This window comes from Streptomyces sp. PH10-H1 (genome assembly GCF_030063355.1).
GTDB lineage: Bacteria > Actinomycetota > Actinomycetes > Streptomycetales > Streptomycetaceae > Actinacidiphila.
Window position 1 is genome coordinate 1 of the sequence record NZ_JASISZ010000005.1, and the last position, 20,217, is coordinate 20,217.

Here is a 20,217-nt window from a genome sequence, read left to right on the forward strand (position 1 = left end):
GGGCGCTGGACCCGGGAACGACGCGAACGAGATATCGGCACGTCCAGAACAACGACCCGCACTGATCGAAGTACCGGCCAACTCATCAGTTCATCCGATTCAGCTATGTGCGGAGGATCGGCCTAGCCGCCCACGTCACGCTCCCGCGGCTGCCCGGCCGCGCCCGGCGCCCGGCGATGGCGTCCCGGTGGGCGCCGCCGGGCCGGTACCCGACTGTCGGCGGGGGCCCCGGCCGGGGTCTTGGCCAGGGCGCTTCCGGCGGGCGCCGGCGGGGCGGCGGGCGGGTCCGTGGTGGCGCGCTGCCGCAGGGCGAGCACCCCGAGGGAGACCACCAGGGCCGTCAGCCGCAGCGCGAGCCGTACCGGGTCCGCGGGCAGCCGCTCACCGAAGATCAGCGTCCCGCTGACCATCACGTGCGCGTTGCCGACGACCACCTGCGCCGGTACCAGGATGGCAGCCCGCGAGCGCTGCAGGCCGATCTGCAGGGCGCCGAGCATCAGGACGGCGAAGACGACGTAGATGTACGGATACGGGGTCGCGGCCAGGGCGGCCGGCGCGTGGCGGCCGGTGCGCGCCAGCACCGCGGCGCAGGCCTTCCCCAGCAGTCCGCCGACTCCGTTGAGCAGTCCGACGGCGGCCCCGTAGACCACACCGCTCCCCGTCCGCCCGGCGGCGGAGAACACCAGCAGGGCCACCGCGCCGGACACCGCGGCGACGACGGTCACCGCCACCGGGTGATCGCCGTGCGCGACCCGCTCCTCGCCCGGGTCGTACGACAGGCCGAGCATCACCAGCGAGCAGCCGATGACGGCCAGCGCGCCCCAATCGGCCCGGCTGATGCGCTCCTTGAGCACCAGCGCGGAGCCCGCCACGACGACCGCGGGTCCGACCGCCAGCATCGGCTGCGCGACGGTGATCGGCAGCAGTGCCATGCCCGTCACCTGGCAGCCGAGGCCGAGCAGCATGAGCAGGAATCCCAGGAGCCACAGCGGCCGTCCGAACAGCGTCCGGAACAGGGCGACGGGCGCCCGCACCCGCAGGGCGGGCAGCGCCGTCAGCGCGCTCTTCTCCACCAGCACGCCCACGTTGTAGAAGACCGCCGCGAGCAGGGTCACGAGAAGGCCGGTGATCACGCGGGGGCTTCCGGCACGGTACGGTCCGGTCTCTGCGGCCCCTCATGGGCGGGCGGACCGGCCGGACCGGGCCGACCCGCCGCCCGGTCCGGACCGGGGCCGGGGTCGTCGGAGCCGCCCGGATCGCGGGCCGGGCCCTTGGGCGGTTCCGGCTCCCGCGGCCCGTATGGCCCGTCAGTCCGCTCAAGCCGCCTCGTCTCGCGCGGTCCCTCATACGCGGGCGCGCCGGGCGGCAGCGCCGCGGCCAGCGCCGTCAGGGCCAGCGCCTGGGCGACCGGCCCGAACGCCCCGCGCCCCGGCGCCAGTCCGTCCTGGGCGGCCACCGCGGCCACGATCGCCGCGGCCGTCATCGCGGTGACGGCGACCGCCGGTGCGACGGACGGCCGCCATCGGGCCAGCAGGGCGATCGCGACCGCCGCGAGGGCCATCGGACCGCCGACCACCACCAGGACGAGCACTGCCACCACTGGCCCCGTCAGCTCCCTCGGCGGCCGTTCGCCGGCTTCCGGTCGGCCCTCGCCCCGCCGTCGGCCGAACGCCCCGCAGGCCACGGCCACGACCAACAGCGCCAGCACGACGCCCACCGCCAGCGCGAGATGGTAGGCGCCGGCCGGGTCGTAGTGGAGCCGCACCGTACCTGTCTCGCCCGCCGGAATGACGTACGCCTGCTGCCAGCCGTCGAGGGTGACGGCCCGCAGCTCCTTGCCGTTGAGGGTCGCGGTCCAGCCGTCGGCCCGGTTCTCATGGACCTCCAGATACGCCTCAGGACCCGTCCCGACGTGCACGCTGCGGTCCTCGTCCCCCCACTCCCACTGGGTCAGCGCCCGTACCGGACGGCTGGTGGGCGCCGAGTTCCCCAGGCTGTCGTTGGCAGCCCCGCCGGTCAGCACGGCATCGGTGACGGCGAGCGGCACGCCGCTGCCCGGCGAACTGAGCCGGTGCTCCCCCGCGCCCAGCACGAGCCGCTGGTCGGGAATGCACAGCGTCACCCGCACCGGCAGTCCCGCGGTGAGATCGCCCAGGGTGCCGGACGCGGAGGTCTGGTAGGCCGTGCCGTCCACGGTCACGGCCGGGCCGCTGCCGCAGGGCAGTTGGAAGGTGCGGGACGTGCCGGCCGGTGTGTGGCGCAGGTCCGCGAGCGCCGGGAAGTGGACCTCGGCCAGACCGAGCGGCAACGGCAGCCGGGTGCCGGTCACCGCGTCGTACACGGTCAGTCGCTTGACCTGAGGGAATGTCAGATCGATCCGGTCGGTGCGCAGCGCGGGCCGGAAGACGACATGGCCGTCCGACTCGACCTGGCCCTCCCGTACCCCGTCGGGGCTGCTGATCCGCACCGACAGCGGCGGCGCCGAAATGCCCTCCGCCGCTTCGAGATAGAGGTCGCCGATCGTGCGTCTACCCGTCCAGCTCAGGTGCAGCGCCGGATCGGGTCCGGCCGCGATCCAGCCGGTGAGATAGGAGCCGTCGATCAGATTGGCGGGGCGGAACTGCGGCAGGCCGCCGAGTGCCGGACTGCCGGTGATCTTCAGATCCCCCGTGTCCTGGGCGGTGGTCTCCAGCAGGCGGTCCAGCGCGGGGCCGGGGGCGGGCAGGGCGCTGAGCCGCGCCGTGAACGACTCGTCGCGGTCGGTGGTGAAGATACGGGCCAGCTGGGTCTCGGGATTGCCGCTCCCGGCGATTCCGGAGCCGGCGGTCTGCCGCTGGAAGGAGTAGACGACTCCCCCGGGGCCGCTGGTCGGAGTGTCGTGCGGGGCCCGCAGAAAGCGCGTGATCCGCACGTCCGGTATCGACACCTCGCTGATTCCGGCCCCGAATCCACCGGGAACCGCGCCCTTGGCGGCGGCGATGGTCAGCTTCAGCGTCGTGGTGGCGCCCTCCGGCGCGCGCAGGGTCTGCTCCCGGTCGTCGGGTGTGACGGTGTCGGTGACCGAACCGGTGTCGGTGGTGACGGTGATACGGGTGGCGACCGGCCGGAAGGAACTGTCGGCCAGGAGCCGGACCTTGACACCGTCCGACAGGTCGATCCGCCGGCCGAAATCCGTCCGCAGCCACTGGCCGACCGGGGTGCCCGCACTGCCCTCGACCCAGGCGGTTCGGGCGTCGCCGTCGAAGGCGTTGACGGGATCGAAGGCGGGCGACTGGAGCAGCCAGGAACCGTAGGTGGAGGCGGTGACCGAGGCCGCGCCGTCGATCACGGCGGTGGTCTGGTGGCCGGCCGCCGGGAACTGCAGCAGCAGCTGGCGCGGTGGATCACCGCCGCTGCCGTCCGCCCGGCCCGGCGGATTGGTGCCGGACGGGGTGTAGGTGTATGAGACGTTGTCGCGGATCAGGCCGAAGGAAGTGTCGGTGCGGCGCAGTCCGTCGGTGACGATCAGCGGGCCGGTGTCCGAGCCGGTGGCGTCGCCGGTGAGGGTCACCGCGCGCCCGTCGAGCAGTCCGCCGGCCGAGGCCGGAAGCAGCGATTCCGGGCCACCGCTGAGCTGGACGGCGCTGGACTCGGCGAGCACCGAGACCGGGTCCTCCGGCCGGAGCGTCGGGTCGACCGCCTCGTAGATCTCCACGGCGCGGTACTGCTGGTCGATGGCCTGGATCTGCAGCGGAGTGCCGCTGCGGATGGGGCTGGCAGGGGTGACGGGGCCGAACCCGGTCACCAGGCGGAAGCCCGACAGCTGCAGAGTGCGGTGGTAGAGCGCGGGCGAGACGAACTCGAACTGGGCCGGGTCGAGATCGTGCCGCACCACGACGTAGCGGATGCCGCCGCGCGCCAGATAGGCGGCCAGTCCCGGCACCTGCGACCCCGAGGTCATGGCGCGCTCGGCGGCGTCCAGATAGCGCTGCGAGCCGGCGCCGCCCATCGGGATGAGGGTGCGCTGGACCCAGCTGGACTCCGCGTAGGGCTGCAGCGCGTCGTCCGTGGTGGTGCCCCAGGCGTAGTAGCCGTGTGAGGCGGCCGGTTCCAGCAGCGCCCGGCCGTCCCCGCCGTGCCCGGCCAAGTAGGTGGCGGTGTCCTTCCAGTACCCGGGCACGGCGGTGAACGAGCCGCTCTGCAGCACCCGTCCGCCCAGGTACGGCAGTGCGGCGCCCAGCAGCCCGGCGGCGAGGAGTACGGCCACGGCGCCGCGCAGCAGCGGCATCCGGGGCAGTGGCCGTCCCAGCAGATGTATCAGGCCGATCACCAGGGGAAGCGCGATCAGTGGCTGGAACTTGTAGACGCTGTGGAACGCCTCCCCCGGCCCGTTGAGGAAGTCCTGCAGCGGGCCGTGGAAGGGACCGCCGAGCCGTCCCGGATACACCGCCATCGTGGCCACCGCTCCGGCGCACACACTCCACCGCAGCCAGCGGGCCTCCGGCACCTCCGACCGCGCCAGCCCGCCCAGTCCCAGGGCGGCGACGAATCCCGTTCCGGCCACCGCCCAACCGGTGCTCACCAGGACCCAGCCCGAAGGGAGCGCCGGTGAGCCGAAGTTGAGGTAGTCCAGCCAGTTGCCGGTGCCGCGCAGCGCCTCGGTGGCCGCCATGGTGCTCGCGGTGGTGTGCGGGGTCTCGATGTACGGGAGGAAGTCGAACCCGTACCCGGCGAGCAGCAGCAGCGGCAGCCACCACCACGCCGTGATCAGCGCGACGGCCGCCAGCCACCAGCCCAGCAGCGCGCGGCGGCGCGGCCCGGCGGTCCGGGTGAGCAGATAGAGCAGCGGGGCCGGCAGCACGGCGAGCACCGACACCGCGTTGACCCCGCCCATGCACAGCACGGCGACGCCGGACCGCGCGGCACACAGCAGCGGGGAGGACCCCGCCCGCGCCCCGTCGGCCAGCGGCACCAGCACCCAGGGCAGCAGCGCGAGCGGCAGGACGGCGGCGGAGGTGGAGCCGACGAGCGCGGTGAGCGTCGGCCACAGCGCGTACGCGAGGCCGCCGACGAGACGGCTTCCGGTGGTGCCGACGGCCAGCCGTTCGGTCAGCCGGACCGTGCCCCAGAAGGCCACGGTCACGATCAGCGCCATCCACATCCGCTCGACGATCCAGGGCGGCAGCCCGATCCCCTCGGCGATCGCGTAGAAGGGACCCATCGGGAACGCGTAGCCGACCGCCTGGTCCTGCAGTCCGCCGAACCCCTGGCGCGGATTCCACAGATGGCCGAGGCGGCCGAGGAACCCGCCCGGGGTGAGGACCAGGTCGAGTTTGGTGTCGAAGACGATCCGTCCCGGGGCCTGGAGGAGCAGCCCGAGGAAGGCCGCCGCCCACACGGCCAGCGGCCACCCCCCGCCGAGGCGGTCGCCGCCCCGTCCGGCGAGCCACCTTCTGAGCCGGGGACGGCCGGGGCCGCCCGGGGCGGGGGGAGGTGGTCGCCGGGCGGTGCTCTCGGCGGAGGACGGTCCGGCGGTCTCGGTGGCACTCACGTGCTCCCCTTCCACGGTCCGGGCGGTCGAGCACTCGTGACAGGCGTGGCTGGCGCGTTACGCTATTGCGGAGCTGACAAACCGTCAATAATGTGTGCGATGTTGCCTGGGAAAGACCAGGGACGAACGGTGGGCCCACACAGGAGGCGGACCGATGGGCATACAGGTCCTGTGGATCGTCCTCGCCGTCACGGTGGCGGGCGTGTCGCTCGCCGTCGCCGCGGCATTCGGTCTGGTCAATGTGAACGATCCACCTCCTCAGCAGCGCAATGTCCCGCTCATCACGTACGGGGTGTCGTCCTGACAGCGGCGGGTGTACCCCGGCCCGCGGACAGCAGCACCTCCGCGATGGCGTCGGCGATCGTGTCCGGGCGGTCCACCGGCACCAGATGCCGGGTCCCGGGCGCCAGGCGGTACCGCCCGAGGGGGCTCATCGAGGCCAGCGCCCGGTGCGGCCGGGGGTCGCTCAGCGGGCCAGAGATCACCTGAAGCGGCACCTCGGGAAACTCCCGTTCCCTTCTGAGCGCGAGGAGTTCGGCGTTCAGGTCGCGGAAGAGCACCCGTTCCACGAGGGCCGCCTTCAGACAGTGCCCGGCACCGTACGCGCAGCGGTACGCGTCACCGACATCGTCCGGGTCCCGGCCGCGCAGCGACTGCGTCCGTACGCCCTGCCGCCGGATCGCGGGCGCCACCAGCTGACTCAGACCGGTCCAGCGGAACACCTCCCCCGCGCCCTTGGCCGCGCGCACCCGTGCCCGCGGCCAGCGCAGCGGCGCCCCCACCTCCTTCTCGGCGGCGGCTTCCACCAGCACCACCGCGGCGGTTCGCTCGGGCAGCAGACGGGCGAACGCCTCGGCGTACAGCCCGGAGAGCGAATGCCCGACGAGGACGACCGGGCCGACCGGACTGCCGGGGCCGTTTGGGCCGTCGGTGCCGCCTGGGCCGTCGGTGCCCAGGACGTCCAGCACCGACGCCAGCCACGCGGCCTGGCCGGCCAGCGTCGGCGCGTCCGGCGACGGCTCGCTCCGGCCGAGACCGGGCCGGTCCACGCGGATCACCCGGCACCTCTCGTCCAGCGCCCGCACCAGCGCCTCCCAGCCGAGCCACGCCCCGCCGAGCCCGGCGCCCAGCACCACCGCGGGACCCGTGGCCGGCCCGTCCTCCACGACATGCACCGCCCGCCCGGCGACCCGGACGAACCTGCCGGGCGGGCGCCCGGCCGGCTTCAGGGGCACAGCCTGGCGCAGCCTCCGTGCCACGATCGAGGGATGGGACGACATCGGCGGCCTCCTCGACGACCGGAGGGCGGTGCGGACGGTGAGCGGTGGGGCGGTGCGGAGGGGGGTTGTGCGGACGGTGGGGCGGAAGTCAGCCTTCCATCTAAACTGACACGCCGTCAATTACTGATCCCGGCCAGATCGGCGGAAGGCCGGTTCCGGCACATTGTGGAAGACACCGCCCGGTTCCTCACCCGCGGGCGGGGACAGACCGGCCACGGGGCGGCGCCGGCCGATCGTGCCGCTGCGGCTGCCGGGGAAGGCGTTCAGCGGCTACCGCGCGGGCGGCAATCCGACGCCGGACCACGCGGACGGCGGGATCACCTTCGACGAGTTCCTCGCCGGCCGGCAGCCGAACGCGGGTAGGTGACCCGGCGCAGCGCTTCCCCGTCCCCCGAACCGGCGGGGAAGTGCTGCGCCGGGCAGTCGTGGACCCCCGGGACTACCGGTCGAGCAGCGCGTCCTGCTCGTCGCGAGCCCGCCGCCGCGGGTCCCAGCCCGGCCGGGGGATGGAGTCGAGCAGCAGCCGGGTGTAGGCGTGCTGCGGGGCGGTGAGCACCTGACCGGTGGGCCCGGACTCGACGATCCTGCCGTGCCGCATCACCAGCACGTCGTCGGTGACGGACCGGACGACCCCGAGCGTTCAGGCCGATCGCCTGTCCCGCCGCCTGTACGGCGGTCGCGAGCAGCGCCACGTCCTGGCCGATCGGACTGGTCGCGACGGTGATCGTCTTCCCGGCGGCGCCGGCCTGCCTGATCAGATCCCGGGCCGCCGCCAGGTTCCGGGCGGGGTCGCCGGTGGCCGCCGGCAGCGCGGTGAAGGCGGAGTCGGCGACCGGGCCGGGGGCGGCGGACCAGGCGGCGCGCGGGGAGAGCGCGGCGGTGACGCTGCCCACCCCGCCCAGGCCCGTCTTGACGAAGCCGGGACGGTCCAGCGCCATCGACAGCGCCCGGCGCACCCGGACGTCGCCGAGCGGGCCCTTGAGGTTGGTGACGTTGACGTTGACTGTGGTGCGGCCCTCGCCGAAGTACAGGTTGCCGACGCCGCTGGACCGCAGCCGGGCGTAGCTCTCCGACGGGATCAGATAGCCGCCGTCGGCCTGTCCGCTCAGCAGTGCGTTGGTGAGGGCGGACGGATCGGTGAGGAACTGGAAGACCGCCTTGGCCGACTTGGCACGCGTGCCCCGGTAGCCGTCGAAGCGGTTCAGCGTGATCGACTGGCCCTTGGTCCAGGTACCGAGCGAGTACGGCCCGGTGCGGTCCAGGCCGCCGGAGGTGCCGTAGTCCTTGCCGGCCGCCTTGATCCCCTTCTCACCGGCCACGACGCCGGCCGCGCTCGCCATGTACTGCGGGAACTGCGAGTCGGGGCGCTTCAGTTTGACGGTGACACGCAGCGGTCCTGTCTTCGTGACGGACTCGACGTTCTCGAAGTTCTGCGCCCAGGACGAGGCGAGGTCGGGATTCATCTGCCGGCGGAGGCTGTAGACGGCGTCGTCGGCCGTCATCGTGGAGCCGTCGTGGAAGCGCACCCCGGGCCGCAGCTGGTAGACCCAGGTGGTCGGGTCCGGGTTCTCCGCCTTCTCGGCCAGTCCGGGGACCACGGTGAGCTGCGGCGTCCAGCGCATCAGGCTCTCGCAGACGTTGGAGAGGATCATGTTCTGCTCGTAGTCGAACGCGGAGATGTAGTCCAGGGTCGGCGGTTCCGCGTACAGGGCCCAGGTGAACGAGGACAGGTCCCCCTTCGCCGCCGGGGTCCCCGGCGAGAGGCTGTACGCCGCGCCCGGAGAGGCGCTGCCGCCGGTGCCGGGCGGCCCGGAGCAGGCGGCCAGACCGCTGGCCGCCAGGGCGAGGGCGGCCAGCGCCGCCGGGCCGCCGGTGAGCCGGCGGCGTACGGAGACGCGCGGCCGGGGCCGCGGTGCGGATATCGACGCGATCGGCGCTATGGACATGGTTACTCCCTCTCGGCGACGGGGCGGGTCAGCGACCCGTACAGCTCGGGACGGCGGGTGCGCAGCAGGCCGAACTCCCTCCAGTCCCGGCACTGCTGGAGGTCCAGGTCGGCGACCAGGACGGCCGGCCGGTCGCGGGGCGCGCGCAGCATCACCCGGCCGTAGGGGTCGGAGATGAAGGACCTGCGCCGGACGCTGGAGTTCATCAGCGAGCGCGCCGAGCGCCATACCACCGACCGGGCCGCCGACGCCCAACCGCTGGAACCGCGGGAGGAGTTGCGGCAGACCCTGCTGCTGGAGTTCCAGGACGCCCCCGCCGTACGGGAGAACAGCACCGCCTGGGGGGAGTTGAGGGCCAGCGCCGTCTTCGACCCCGAGCTGCGCGAGGACCTGGCCAAGGCCACGCTGGTGTGGGTGCAGGAGATCGCCGAGCTGCTCGGCCGCGCCCGCCCCTCCGGCACCGCCCCCGCCTATGCCGCCTCCGCCGAACGGCTGACCGCTCTGCTGGAGGGATTGAGCGTCCGCTGGCTCAGCGGTTCCCTCCCGCTGGCGCACGCCCGCGAGCTCATGGCGCAGGCCATCGACGCGGAACTGCGCGAGTGACCGGCTGACGCGGTGACCGTGCGGGCGGCACATACACGGACGCCGCCGACGCGGGTCAGGTGGCGCTGCGTTCGCTCGCTTCCCTGATGTCCTGTCCCCCGATGGCGCGGCCGACGGCGTCCGACGGCTCGACGGAGGCGTCGCGGCGGCCGGCGCGCAGCAGTTCGCGCCACTGCTCAATGCCCAGGTTTCCCGGGTCGGTGGTCGCGACGAAGTTCTCGACGAGGGCCAGGAAGCGGATCGGGTCGGTATGAAAGGGGAAGTGGCCGGCCCCGTCGAAGATCTCCAGCCGGCTGCCGGGCATCGCGAGGTGCGCGTCGTGCGCGTGCCGCACCGGGAGCACGCTGTCCCTTGATCCCCACAGCAGCATGGTGGGCATGCCCCGCACCAGATAGCAGCGGTCGAGCATGGTGACCACCTGGCCCCGCCAGTCGACCACCGCCCGCAGGGTCCGGATGAAGGCGCTGCGGGACGTCGCGTCGGGCAGAACGTTGACCAGGTTGAGAAGATCGGGCGCGTCCTGGCCCAGATCGGTGTTCAGGAGCTTCATCAACTGGACGAAGGCGTGGGTCTGCAGCCGCATGGTGGGCAGTTTGAGCAGCGAGAGCATCAGGTCCGCCCCGGGCAGCGAGACCGCGCGCAGGACGGGATTGACCTCCCGGCCCACCCCTCCGGTGCTGACCAGTACCAGACGCTCGGTGCGCTCGGGGAACTGGTAAGCGAACTGCATCGCCACGCCGCCGCCGAGGGAGTGGCCGACCAGGGTGGCCCGCTCGATGCCGAGCACGCCGAGCAGATCACGCATGCCGTTGGCGTAGGCGGCCACCGAGTAGTCGGCCCGCGGCTTGTCGGAGTCGCCGTGGCCGAGCAGGTCGGGGGCGATGACGGTGTGGTGACGAGCCAGGCCGGGGATGAGGTCTGCCCAGGTGGCGGAGGAGTCCCCGATGCCGTGGATGAGCAGGATGGCAGGACCTGACCCCGCGATCCGGTAGGCCCTGCGGTAGCCGTGCACGACATGGTGGCGCAGCTCGACGTCCTCGTTGGCCAGCGTACGGAGCCGGCTCGCGCGCGGCGGGCGCCGGCCGGCTGTTCCGGTCGTGGCTGCTCCGGTCATGAACGCGCCTCCCTGCTCACGGTGCGGGTGGGCGCGCGCCGATCGGGCGCTCCACACCTGCACCGAGCGTAGGAACGCCTGCCGCGTGCGCGGTTTCCGGCAGGTTTCACCTCGGCAACGTTCCCCGCCCGATCTCCCCTCAGGTAGTCGTGGCGCGGGGCACGCCGGTTCCCGCCCTCCCGTGCCGGACGGGAATCACCCCGCCACGGCGATCCGTTCGACGAGTTGCAGGGCGAGCGGATCGGCGGCGTAGACGATCCGCACGACGCCGTCGGCATGCCGGTCCGCGGTCGCCGCGACACCGAAGACGTCCCGCAGTAGCGCCGGTGTGAGGACCTCCAGCACGGGGCCGGCCGCGACGACGACGCCCTGGCTGAGGACGACGAGGTGGTCGCAGAGCCGGACTGCGAGATCCAGATCGTGCAGGACCGCCAGCGTGGTGGTGCCGATGGCGCGGATGAGGGAGAGCAGTTCGAAACGGGCGCGGATGTCGAGGTGGTTGGTGAGTTCGTCGAGGACCAGCAGATGGGGCCGCTGGGCCAGCGCGCGGGCCAGCAGGACCCGTTGGCGTTCGCCGCCCGACAGCGAGGCGAAGTCGCGGTCGGCCAGCGGGCGCGCGCCGCACTGGTCGAGGGCCCGGCCGATCGCTTCGTGGTCGTCGGGTCCGTCACGTCCGAGCAGTCCGTGGTGCGGGGTGCGGCCCAGCGCCACGATCTCCTTGACGCACAGGCTCGTCGGATGGCCGACGTCCTGGAGGACGGCGGCGGTGCGGCGGGCGGCGGCGCGGGCCGGGATCGACCAGATGTCGTCGCCGTCGACGCGCACCGCGCCCCGGTCGGGCCGCAGCGAGCGGTAGACGGCGCGCAGCAGCGTGGACTTGCCGCTGCCGTTGGGACCGACGAGTCCGACGATCTCGCCCTGGCCCACCTCCAGGCACACGTCCCGCAGGATGGGCTGGCGGTCCAGGGCGATGTCGAGATGATCGACGCTGAGTCTCATACGGAATCCAAGCTCTTGTTCCGGCGCAGCAGCCACAGGAAGAAGGGGGCGCCGAAGAGGGCGGTGAGGATGCCGAGCGGCAGTTCGTTGGGCCGGTCCACGGTGCGGGACAGGAGATCGACGACGACGAGGTAGAGCGCGCCGGTCACGGCGGCCAGCGGCAGCAGCCGGCGGTGGTCGGCGCCGACGGCGAGCCGCACGAGGTGCGGGATCATCAGCCCGACGAAGCCGATGCCGCCCGCGACCGCGATGATCGTGCCGGTCAGCAGCGAGGACAGCACCAGCAGCGCGGCCCGCAGCCGGTGCACCTCCACTCCGAGCGCGGTCGCGGACTCGTCCCCGGCCAGCAGCGCGTTCAGCCGCCGCCCGTACAGCGCGAGGACGACGGTGGTGCCGAGCACCGCACCGCTGACCAGCGGCAGCTGGCCCCACTGCGCCCCGGCGACGCTGCCGAGCATCCAGAACATCACCGAGCGCAGCTCGTTGGGGGTGGCCCGCAGCTGCAGATAGCTGGTGGCGGCGAGGAACAGATAGCCGATGGCGACGCCGGACAGAACCAGCCGGGTGGGGGCCAGCCTGCCGCCGCGCTGTCCGAGGAGGAAGACGAGCGCGACGGCAGCCACGGCCCCGGCGAACGCCGCCGAGGAGACGCCCAGGCCGCCGAGTGCGCCGGTGGTCATTGTCATGACCAGCACGGCGCCGAGCGACGCCCCGGAGGACACGCCGAGTACATAGGGGTCGGCCAGTGGGTTGGCGACCACCGCCTGCAGCACCACTCCGGCGACGGCGAGGCCGCCGCCCGCGAGAGCGGCGAGCAGTACCCGGGGGATGCGGAAGTTCCAGACGATCTGGTCCTGGACGGGGTCACCGGTGAAGGACCCGCCGCCCAAGTGGGCGAGGACGATGTGCCAGGTGTCCTCAAGGGGAACGCTCACCGCTCCGATGCCGACGGCCACCATCATCACCAGGACGAGCAGGACGAGCAGGACCGGCAGCAGCACCAGGGTGGGCAGCGGCGTTCGGGTTCCGCGTGTGCGTGTGCGTGAGGTCATCGGCGGCGGGTCAGAGGGCTTCGGGGTGGAGCATCCGGGCGACACGCTCGACGGCGACGTCGTTGCTGGGCCCGAGATAGATGGAGTCGGACAGGACGACGTACTTCTTGTTCCTGGCCGCGCTCCACTGCGGGAATTGCGCGAACAGCTTGCGGGCGTAGGCGTCGGGATCGGGATCGTGATAGCTGACGACGACGAGGGCCTCCACCTGTGCGGCGGCCACCTTCTCCTTGCTGAGGTCGGCGAAGGAGTTGCCGGTGACCGAGGCGAACGCGTTGGCGCCCACGGCCTTGGCGAGGATGTCGTTCCAGATGCCGACGCCCGCGATCGAGCTGAACTCGTTCGCTCCCATCGTCATGTTGGAGAAGATCACCATCACCTTCGGCGGCGTCGCGCCCGCGGCCGTGCCGCTCAGCTTGGCCTTGACCTTCGCGCTCACGGCGGCGATCCGGGTGCGCGAGTCGGCGATGAGCTTCTCGGCGCGGGCGCTGACGCCGAAGATCCTCCCGAGGTCGCGCAGCATCGAGTAGCTGTCGTCGATGGACGGCGGACCCTTGACGGAGGTCACGTCGTCGCAGCCCTTGACCGGCATATAGGTGTTCGCGCCGACCGACGCGAGGTCCTTACGGGTGGCGTAGCCGTTCTTGGGGTCGAAGCCGAAGCCGGTGGTGGACAGTACGAAGTCGGGACGGAGGTTGAGCATCGCCTCGCGCGGGATGTCCTGGATGTCGTTGAGGTGCACTCCCCCGGTGGGGAGCTTCGCGATCGCCTGGACGCGGCCGGGCACCTCCGACATGCCGTAGGACTGGGCGTTGGCGATGATGCGGTCGCCGAGGCCGAGGGCGAGCATCGAGGACACCTCGGCGACGGACGCGCCGTTCATCACGACGACCCGGCTGGGCGGCCGGGTGTACGTGGTGGTCTGCCCGCAGTCGGTGACGATGACGGGGTAGCCGGGCCCCGGCGGTTCCGCTTTGCCCGCGGAGGCCGCCGTCCGGGACGAGGCGCCACAGGCCGCGGTGGCCAGACAGAGTGCTCCGACCGCGAATGCGGCGGTTGGCCGTTTCCATGTCATGCGGGCTCCTCGGGATGATGCGGACTCCGCTTCAGTAGTCGGAGCGGACTCCGCCCGGGTTCCCGGATAGCGCGAACCGTCTGTTCCGGATCAGTGACGGGGCAGCCCGCGCTCCCGGGCCGGGGGCGGCAGCGCTCCGGTGGTGACGCAGCGTTCGAGGTAGCGGAACACCAGCGCCCGGTCGATGGGCGGGCAGACGATGCCGGTGCCGTCGAGCCCATGCAGCAGGTTGTCGGCGATCACCCGGCCCAGACCCAGCTCGGGCGCCGCGCCCCCGTCGCTGGTGATGCTGTTGCCGGCGCTGCTCGCGGTCTCCGGGTCGTCGCCGGTCCAGGAGTCGAAGAACGCGAGGGTCGTGGTAGCGACGTCGGCGGCGCGCGGCAGGTCGGCCCGCCACCGCGCGAGCGGCATGCTCTCCACCGGATAGCCGAACTCCCGTATCCAGGAGTAGAGATCGGCGAGCCGGACGGTCGGTATGGGCGCGTAGTTGTATACCGACCGGCCGGTCGGAGCGATGGTGGCGGCAGTGTCAGTCGCATTGGCGGACAGCCGTACGACGGCCTGTGCCACGAAGTCGACCGGGGTCCACACCTCGGCCTCGAACAGGTCGGGCACGATACCGGCCGGTATGCCCGCACGCAGCACGCTCCACAGGAAGTCGCGCTCGTTGACGTAGCCGGTGTCCGCCGCGCCGACCACCCGGCCGAGCCGGTGCAACGTGACCGGCAGCCCGCGTTCCGCGGCCTGTTCCGCCAGCCGCTCCGAGGCCCATTTGGACTGCTGGTAGCCGTAGACGAGTCCTGGATGCGGCGGCAGGAACGCCTCCGCGACCTCAGGGCTCGCCCCGGCCGGCGGCGCGACGGACAGCGTCGAGACGAGATGGAACGGCGTGCTGCGGGCCGCCGCCATCCGCAGCAGCTGCCGGGTGGACTCCACATTCGGCGCGCGCAAACTCGCGTACTCGCGCATGATGCTGACGGTCGCCGCGTTGTGGTAGATCGCGTCGCAGGTGGCCGCCAGTTCATCGAAGCGCGCGGCGGTGAGGCCCAGCCAGGGGCGGGCGAGATCACCGGGCTCAGCGATGACGCGGTGTTCGGACCCGGGCGGCAGCCGCAGTTCCTGCTCCTCGACGGCCCGGCGGATCCGCTCGCCGGCCGCTTCGCGGTCCTCGGCCCGTACCAGGCAGACGACGTCCGCATCCGTGGCCGCCAGCAGCTCGGTGAGCAGATGGACGCCGACGAATCCGCTCGCTCCGGTGAGCAGCACCCGGCGCGGCGGCGTCGCGGTCACGGCGCCGTCGGCGCGGGAGAAGGTGATGTCGTCGTCGAGTACGGAGTCGGCGAGTACGGAGTCGGCGAGTACGGCTCCCGGCACACCAGCGGGCTGCGCGGCCTCGGGCGCGCCGGGGCTCCGCTGGTCGTCCAGATGGCGGGCGAGTTCGGCGGCGGTGGGGTACTGGAAGAGCCACGCGACGCGTACGTCGGTGTCCAGCTCGACGCCGAGCCGGTTGGCGACCTGGATGGCCTGCAGGGACTGCGCTCCGAGGTCGAAGAAGTCGTCCTGCGGGGTGATGGCCTCGGTGCCCAGAATGCGCGCCCAGGCGGTAATGATCGCCTGCTCCGTGGCGTTGGCGGGGGTGGCGGCAGCAGCAGTGGACGGCTCGGCCGTCGTCGTCCCTGCCGTCGTCGGTTCGGCGAGCGCGTTGCGGTCGATCTTGCCCGAGCCGGTACGGGGCAGCCGGTCCGTGAGGACGACGGCGGACGGGATCATCGCGGCGGGCAGTGTCGCCCGCAGATGCTCACGGACCTCGGCGGCCGTCGGTGCGGGTGGGTCCGTGACAAGGTGCGCTGCCAGCCGGCGGGTGCCGTCCGGCAGCACCTGACCGACGACGGCTGCCTCCCGGATGCGCGGGTGCGTGAGCAGCACGGTCTCCACCTCCGCCGGCTGCACCCGGTGCCCGCTGATCTTGAACTCGCCGTCGGCCCGTCCCACGAACCGCAGCTGTCCGTCCGAGCCGAGCCGCACCAGGTCGCCGGTCCGGTACGCGCGCGGCCGGTCCGGCAGTTCCGGCAGCGGCTGGAACCGGGAGCCGTCGAGGTCGGCGCGACCCCGGTAGCCCCTGGCCAGCGCGTCGCCGACGAGATACAGCTCGCCGACGCCGGGATCCGTACCGCCCTCGCGCGCGGGAGAGGCGGGAAAGACGGGAGAGGAAGAGGTGACGACGACGGCCCGCGTGCCGGGCAGCGGGCGGCCGATCGGGACGTCCCCGAGCGCCAGTTCCGGCGCGTGCAGTTCGGCCACGGTGGCCACCACGGTCGCCTCGGTCGGCCCGTAGGTGTTGAACAGCCGCACCGACGTGCCTACGGCCGCCCGCCAGCGGTCCACCCGCTCGGGCAGCGCCGCCTCGCCGCCGATGATGACGGTGCGCAGGCCGGACGGCAGGGCCGCGGCTCCGGTGGAGACCGCGTACGCCAGCTCGTGCCAGTACGCCGTCGGCAGATCGAGCACGCTGATCCGCAGCCGCTCGCACGACCGCGTCAGGACCGGCACCGACTCGGTCATCTCGTCGGTACGCACCACGAGCACGGCGCCCGCGCACAGTGTCAGGAAGATCTCCTCCACGCTGGCGTCGAAGTGCAGTGGTGCGAACTGCAGCACCCGGTCGTCCGGGCTGATTCCGTAGCGATGGGCCGCGCCCGTCACGAAATGGGCCAGCGCGCCATGGCCGATCTCAACGCCCTTGGGACGGCCGGTGGAACCGGAGGTGTGGATGACATAGGCGAGCCGGTCGGGATCCGATGAGGGGGCGCCGAAATCGCCCGCGTCGAGAACGCCCGGGTCGTCCAGGTCGTCGAGCAGGAGCAGCGGCAGGCCGCCTCCGGCGAACCGGTCGGCGTACCCGCCGGTGGTGATGACGGCCTGTGCCGCGGAATCGGCGAAGAGCGCCTCGATCCGCGCGGCGGGAGCGCCCGGGTCCACCGGGCAGTAGGCGGCGCCCGCGAAGAGGACACCGAGAATCGCGGCGATTGCCTCGATGCCCCGCGGCAGCGCGACGACCACCAGGTCCCCGGCTGTGACGCCCCGACGGGACGCCGGCCGGCCACCTCACGTGCGGCGGCGACCAGTTCGGCGTAGCTGAGCGCGGCACCGTCGTACTCGACGGCGGTCGCACCGCCGCGCAGGGCGGCGTGCTCGGCGATCACGTTGAGGACCGGACGCGCCACGCTGGGCAGGGGTCCCCCGTCGAGAGTGACGGCGGTTCGGACGGAGCGGCCGGCCGGGCGGCTGCCCAGTTCGCGGAGCGGCCGGCCGGGGGCCGCCGTCGCGTCGTTCAGCAGGGCCAGCAACGAACCCTGGTGCAGGGCGAGTTCGGCCTCTCCGTACAGCTCAGGGTGCGCGTCGAAGGCGAACCGCAGGCCCGCGCCCTCGGCCCGGTCGTAGACGTTGACGGACAGGTCGTCGACCGGTCCTGCGGACACATTGTGGACGGTGCTGCGGTGTCCAGCGAAGCGCAGGTCGTACTCGAACGGCATGATGTTGACGCCGGGACCCGACAGCCGGCGCTTGCCGCCGACCAGTTTGAGCTCATGGCGCAGGTGCTCGTACCGGTAGCGCTGGTGGGGCAGTCCGGCGCGCAGCTCCGCCGAGACACGGGCGACGAGATCGCGCAGCGAGTCACGTTCGCCGACCACGATCCGCAGCGGCAGGACGTTTCGGACCATGCACGGCACCCGCAGCGACACCGAGCCGAGGCGGCCCATCGCGGGCAGGCTCAGCACCACTTCGGGCTCGCCCGACACCTGGCCGAGATACCCGGCGGTGACCGCGAGCACCACATCGGACCAGGTGGCGGAGATCTCGCGGGCGACCGTGCGCAGCGCTTCGGTCTCTGGCGCGCCGAGGTCGGTGACCCGCCGCCGGAAGGTACGGGCCGGCAGTGCGGAGCCGTCGGCGAAGCTGGGCACCGCCGGCCGGTCCGCGAACCGGCCGGTCCAATAGGCCCCGTCGACCGCGCGCCGCTTCGAGGTCAGATAGTTCCGGTCCTCCTCGAAGACCGACTCCAGGGTGCCGAAACCGCTCTCGCCCAGCGGAGTGCCCTCGGCGAGCGCCGTGTAGACCTGCGCGACCCGGTGGGCGACGAGCGACAGGCCGAAGCCGTCGAGCGCGATGTGATGGACCCGGTGGTACCAGAGGAACTCCTCGGGCCCGGTCTGCAGCAGCGCGTGCCCGAAGACCGGGTCGCGGGCGAGATCGACGGGACGGGCCAGGTCACGGTCCATCCAGTCGGTGGCGGCGGCGTGCGGGTCCGGTTCGGCGGTGAAGTCGGCGGTGTGCATGCGCCAGTCCACGGCCGGGACTGCGATCTCCCACGGACGGCCGTCCGCTTCCACGAACCGGACGTTCAGCGCCTCGACCTCGCCGACGACGTGATGTACGGCCTTGTCGAAGGCCGCCACGTCCACGGGACCGTGAATCTGCACATACTCGGCGGTGTTGTACGCCGGGCTGTCCGAGTCGAGCTGCTGGCCGGTCCAGATGCCCTCCTGTGCGGCGAGCAGGGCCCGGCGCTCTCCGGGCTCGGTGCGGCGGTCAGGCGTCGGCACGTGCGCCTCCGGACTGCCGGTCCGACAGCAGCTGCCACCACTGTGCGAAGGAGGTGCGTTCCGCCAGTTCGACGAAGCTCACCTCGGTGCCGGCCGCGCGCCACCGCTCGGCGAGGGTGACGATGCGCAGCGAGTCCAGGCCCGCGTACAGCGGGTTCTCCTCCAGGTCGACCTCGTCCGGCTGTTGATGGAGGAACTCCGCCAGATCCGCGCGGAAGGCCGCGAGCGTCAAAGGAGGCACAGGATTAAGGGGCGTTGAAGGTTTCAAAGATGTCGATGGCGTCAACGGCGGCGAAGGCTCAGACATGGCGGTCTCTCTCGAAGTCACGCGGGACGTCATGGGGCGTCGGGGTCAGTTGACCTTGCGCCGGGCGTCGCCCCAGAAGCGGTCGCGCAGCTCCCGGCGCAGGATCTTGCCGCTCGGGTTGCGGGGCACATGGTCGATGAACTCGTAGGCGGCCGGCAGCTTGAAGGCGGCCAGCCGGTCCACCAGGAAGCGGTGCAGGTCCCGGGGCTTGGGCTGGTCCTGGCCCGGTGCGGCGACCACGAAGGCATGTACGCTCTCGCCCCAGCGCTCGTCGGGCGCTCCGACGATCACCGCTTCCGAGATACCGGGGTGTGCCTCGAGCGCCGACTCGATTTCTGCCGGGTAGACGTTCTCGCCCGCCACGATGATGGCGTCCTTGATGCGGTCGCTGATGAAGACATAGCCCTCGTCGTCCAGGTATCCGGCGTCACCGGTGTGCACCCAGCCGTCGACCAGCGTCTCGCGGGTCTTGTCGGGCAGACCCCAGTACTCCAGCATCCGGGCGGGAGTGGCGAGGCACACCTCGCCGACGGCGCCGGGCGGCAGCGGCTCTCCCTTGTCGTCGATCACCTTGCAGCCGACGCCGGGGTAGGGCCGCCCCGCCGCCTTCATCCGCGCGTCGCCGGGCACATGGGCGGCGGGCGGCAGACAGACGGCCGTGTTGCCGGTCTCGGTCAGACCGTAGATCTGGGCGAAGTCGCTGCCGAACATCGCCAGGCTCTCCTCGAGCAGCGCCTCGGAGATCGGCGAACCGCCGTACACGATCTTGCGCAGGGCGGTGAAGTCCTGGGGCGTCAAACCGGGTTCGGCGAGGATCATGCGCAGCATGGCGGGTACCACGCAGACGGTGGTGATTCCCAGGTCCCGGATGAGAGCGACGGCGCCGGGTGCGGAGAAGGCGCGCATCGCCACCACCGTGACTCCGGCGTTGAAATTCTGGGTGGCCCACCACAGTCCGCCGACGTGGAAGCCGGGTATGCCCACCAGGGCGATGTCACCCGTCCGCCAGTCGATCCAGTCCAGGCCCTCGCCGGCCAGCGCGTCCCGGATGGCGAAGAAGCTGCGGTGCGCGAGCACGACTCCCTTGGGCAGCCCGGTGGTTCCGCTGGTGTAGAGCTGGGCGATGGGGTCGTCGGGACCGGAGCCGGGGTCCAGGTCGGTGTCCGGCTGGGCGTCCTTCCACGGCGCGAACGCCGGCCGGCCGCCGATGGCCGAGGGGACACCGATGGCGGACGGGACGCCGAGCAGCACCACGGTGCCCGGCACACCGGTCGGCATCCGCTCGACGACGGGAGCGAACTCCGTTTCCAGAAAGAGCAGTTGGCTTGCCGAGTCCTGGAGGATGTGGCTGACCTCGGGAGCGGCCAGCCGCCAGTTGACCGGCACCAGCACCGTCTCGCTCTTGGCGCACGCGAAAAGGATCGCGTAGTACTGCTCGGACTCCCTGCCGAGGTACGCGACCCGCGCGCCCGGCGCCAGGCCCGCGGCCCGGATCGCGTGGGCGATGCGGTTGCTCTCGCGGTGCAGCTCCTCGTAGGTGAGGGTGCGGTCCTCGCAGCGTACGGCGACGGTCCGCGGCCGTTGGCCGGCGTGGAAGGCCGCGGTGTCCCACAGCGTCCGCAGGAACGGGTAGTACGGGCGGTCGTCGTCCTGCGCGCGACGCGCCGTGGTGACTGGGGAATCGGCCATGGTCGGTTACTCCGCTCT

12 protein-coding genes and 3 pseudogenes are annotated in these 20,217 nt (G+C 72.4%); 2 read left to right on the forward strand and 13 right to left on the reverse strand.

The features are described 5' to 3' along the window. Positions 1 to 122 precede the first annotated feature (122 nt). A complete protein-coding gene (locus QMK24_RS04920) occupies positions 123 to 1,133 on the reverse strand; it encodes a hypothetical protein (RefSeq protein ID WP_283463884.1) in 1,011 nt (336 codons plus the stop codon). Then, the gene (locus tag QMK24_RS04925; protein WP_283463886.1) at positions 1,130 to 5,530 is read right to left on the reverse strand and encodes an alpha-(1->3)-arabinofuranosyltransferase domain-containing protein; all 4,401 of its coding nucleotides are present in this window, start codon (positions 5,528 to 5,530) and stop codon (positions 1,130 to 1,132) included. Before QMK24_RS04925 ends, QMK24_RS04920 begins: the two co-directional genes overlap by 4 nt. Before the next feature lie 154 nt (positions 5,531 to 5,684). On the opposite strand from QMK24_RS04925, the gene QMK24_RS04930 reads away from it, so the two are divergent. Beyond that, positions 5,685 to 5,834, forward strand: coding sequence for a hypothetical protein (locus QMK24_RS04930; RefSeq protein WP_283463887.1), 150 nt, complete (start codon positions 5,685 to 5,687; stop codon positions 5,832 to 5,834). Here the strand turns inward: QMK24_RS04930 and QMK24_RS04935 are convergent. From QMK24_RS04935 to QMK24_RS04955, 3 genes and pseudogenes are all read right to left on the reverse strand, one after another. Further along, positions 5,812 to 6,810 (reverse strand): alpha/beta fold hydrolase, encoded by a 999-nt coding sequence (locus QMK24_RS04935; protein ID WP_283463888.1) that lies wholly within the window; start codon positions 6,808 to 6,810, stop codon positions 5,812 to 5,814. The genes QMK24_RS04930 and QMK24_RS04935 overlap by 23 nt on opposite strands. Before the next feature lie 317 nt (positions 6,811 to 7,127). After that, a complete protein-coding gene (locus tag QMK24_RS41425; RefSeq protein ID WP_349361986.1) occupies positions 7,128 to 8,756 on the reverse strand; it encodes an ABC transporter substrate-binding protein in 1,629 nt (542 codons plus the stop codon). Between the two features lie 2 nt (positions 8,757 to 8,758). Continuing rightward, positions 8,759 to 8,938 (reverse strand): annotated as a pseudogene (locus QMK24_RS04955) (hypothetical protein); the annotation flags it as partial. A 1-nt stretch (position 8,939) separates the two neighbouring features. Between QMK24_RS04955 and QMK24_RS04960 the strand changes: the two are divergent. Further along, a pseudogene (locus QMK24_RS04960) lies at positions 8,940 to 9,359 on the forward strand (TetR family transcriptional regulator C-terminal domain-containing protein); the annotation flags it as partial. Between the two features lie 55 nt (positions 9,360 to 9,414). On the opposite strand, the gene QMK24_RS04965 reads toward QMK24_RS04960, so the two are convergent. The 8 genes and pseudogenes from QMK24_RS04965 to scoC form a co-directional block, all read right to left on the reverse strand. Beyond that, entirely contained in the window at positions 9,415 to 10,473 is a 1,059-nt protein-coding gene (locus tag QMK24_RS04965; protein WP_283463889.1) for an alpha/beta fold hydrolase, read from the reverse strand. A 195-nt stretch (positions 10,474 to 10,668) separates the two neighbouring features. Next, complete coding sequence (locus QMK24_RS04970; protein ID WP_283463890.1) at positions 10,669 to 11,472, reverse strand: ABC transporter ATP-binding protein; 804 nt, start codon at positions 11,470 to 11,472, stop codon at positions 10,669 to 10,671. Beyond that, positions 11,469 to 12,524: a FecCD family ABC transporter permease gene (locus tag QMK24_RS04975; protein WP_502962486.1), complete on the reverse strand. Its 1,056-nt coding sequence runs from the start codon at positions 12,522 to 12,524 to the stop codon at positions 11,469 to 11,471. Before QMK24_RS04975 ends, QMK24_RS04970 begins: the two co-directional genes overlap by 4 nt. Positions 12,525 to 12,534: 10 nt before the next feature. Then, positions 12,535 to 13,599 (reverse strand): ABC transporter substrate-binding protein, encoded by a 1,065-nt coding sequence (locus QMK24_RS04980; protein WP_283463891.1) that lies wholly within the window; start codon positions 13,597 to 13,599, stop codon positions 12,535 to 12,537. A gap of 90 nt (positions 13,600 to 13,689) precedes the next feature. After that, positions 13,690 to 16,659 (reverse strand): amino acid adenylation domain-containing protein, encoded by a 2,970-nt coding sequence (locus tag QMK24_RS04985; RefSeq protein WP_349307826.1) that lies wholly within the window; start codon positions 16,657 to 16,659, stop codon positions 13,690 to 13,692. A gap of 290 nt (positions 16,660 to 16,949) precedes the next feature. Continuing rightward, a pseudogene (locus tag QMK24_RS41430) lies at positions 16,950 to 18,203 on the reverse strand (condensation domain-containing protein); the annotation flags it as partial. Further along, positions 18,190 to 18,444, reverse strand: a complete 255-nt coding sequence (locus QMK24_RS04990) for a phosphopantetheine-binding protein (RefSeq protein ID WP_283463892.1) — start codon at positions 18,442 to 18,444, stop codon at positions 18,190 to 18,192. The gene QMK24_RS04990 and the pseudogene QMK24_RS41430, both read right to left, overlap by 14 nt. Before the next feature lie 111 nt (positions 18,445 to 18,555). Continuing rightward, complete coding sequence (gene scoC / locus QMK24_RS04995) at positions 18,556 to 20,199, reverse strand: fatty acid-ACP ligase ScoC (protein WP_283463894.1); 1,644 nt, start codon at positions 20,197 to 20,199, stop codon at positions 18,556 to 18,558. Between the last annotated feature and the right edge of the window lie 18 nt (positions 20,200 to 20,217).

Excerpts from the sequence above, each read along its gene's own strand:
- QMK24_RS04930 (WP_283463887.1), top strand. The coding sequence starts at position 5,685 with ATGGGCATACAGGTCCTGTGGATCGTCCTCGCCGTCACGGTGGCGGGC.
- QMK24_RS04935 (WP_283463888.1), bottom strand. The coding sequence starts at position 6,810 with ATGTCGTCCCATCCCTCGATCGTGGCACGGAGGCTGCGCCAGGCTGTG.
- QMK24_RS41425 (WP_349361986.1), bottom strand. The coding sequence starts at position 8,756 with ATGTCCATAGCGCCGATCGCGTCGATATCCGCACCGCGGCCCCGGCCG.
- QMK24_RS04965 (WP_283463889.1), bottom strand. The coding sequence starts at position 10,473 with ATGACCGGAGCAGCCACGACCGGAACAGCCGGCCGGCGCCCGCCGCGC.
- QMK24_RS04970 (WP_283463890.1), bottom strand. The coding sequence starts at position 11,472 with ATGAGACTCAGCGTCGATCATCTCGACATCGCCCTGGACCGCCAGCCC.
- QMK24_RS04975 (WP_502962486.1), bottom strand. The coding sequence starts at position 12,524 with ATGACCTCACGCACACGCACACGCGGAACCCGAACGCCGCTGCCCACC.
- QMK24_RS04980 (WP_283463891.1), bottom strand. The coding sequence starts at position 13,599 with ATGACATGGAAACGGCCAACCGCCGCATTCGCGGTCGGAGCACTCTGT.
- scoC (WP_283463894.1), bottom strand. The coding sequence starts at position 20,199 with ATGGCCGATTCCCCAGTCACCACGGCGCGTCGCGCGCAGGACGACGAC.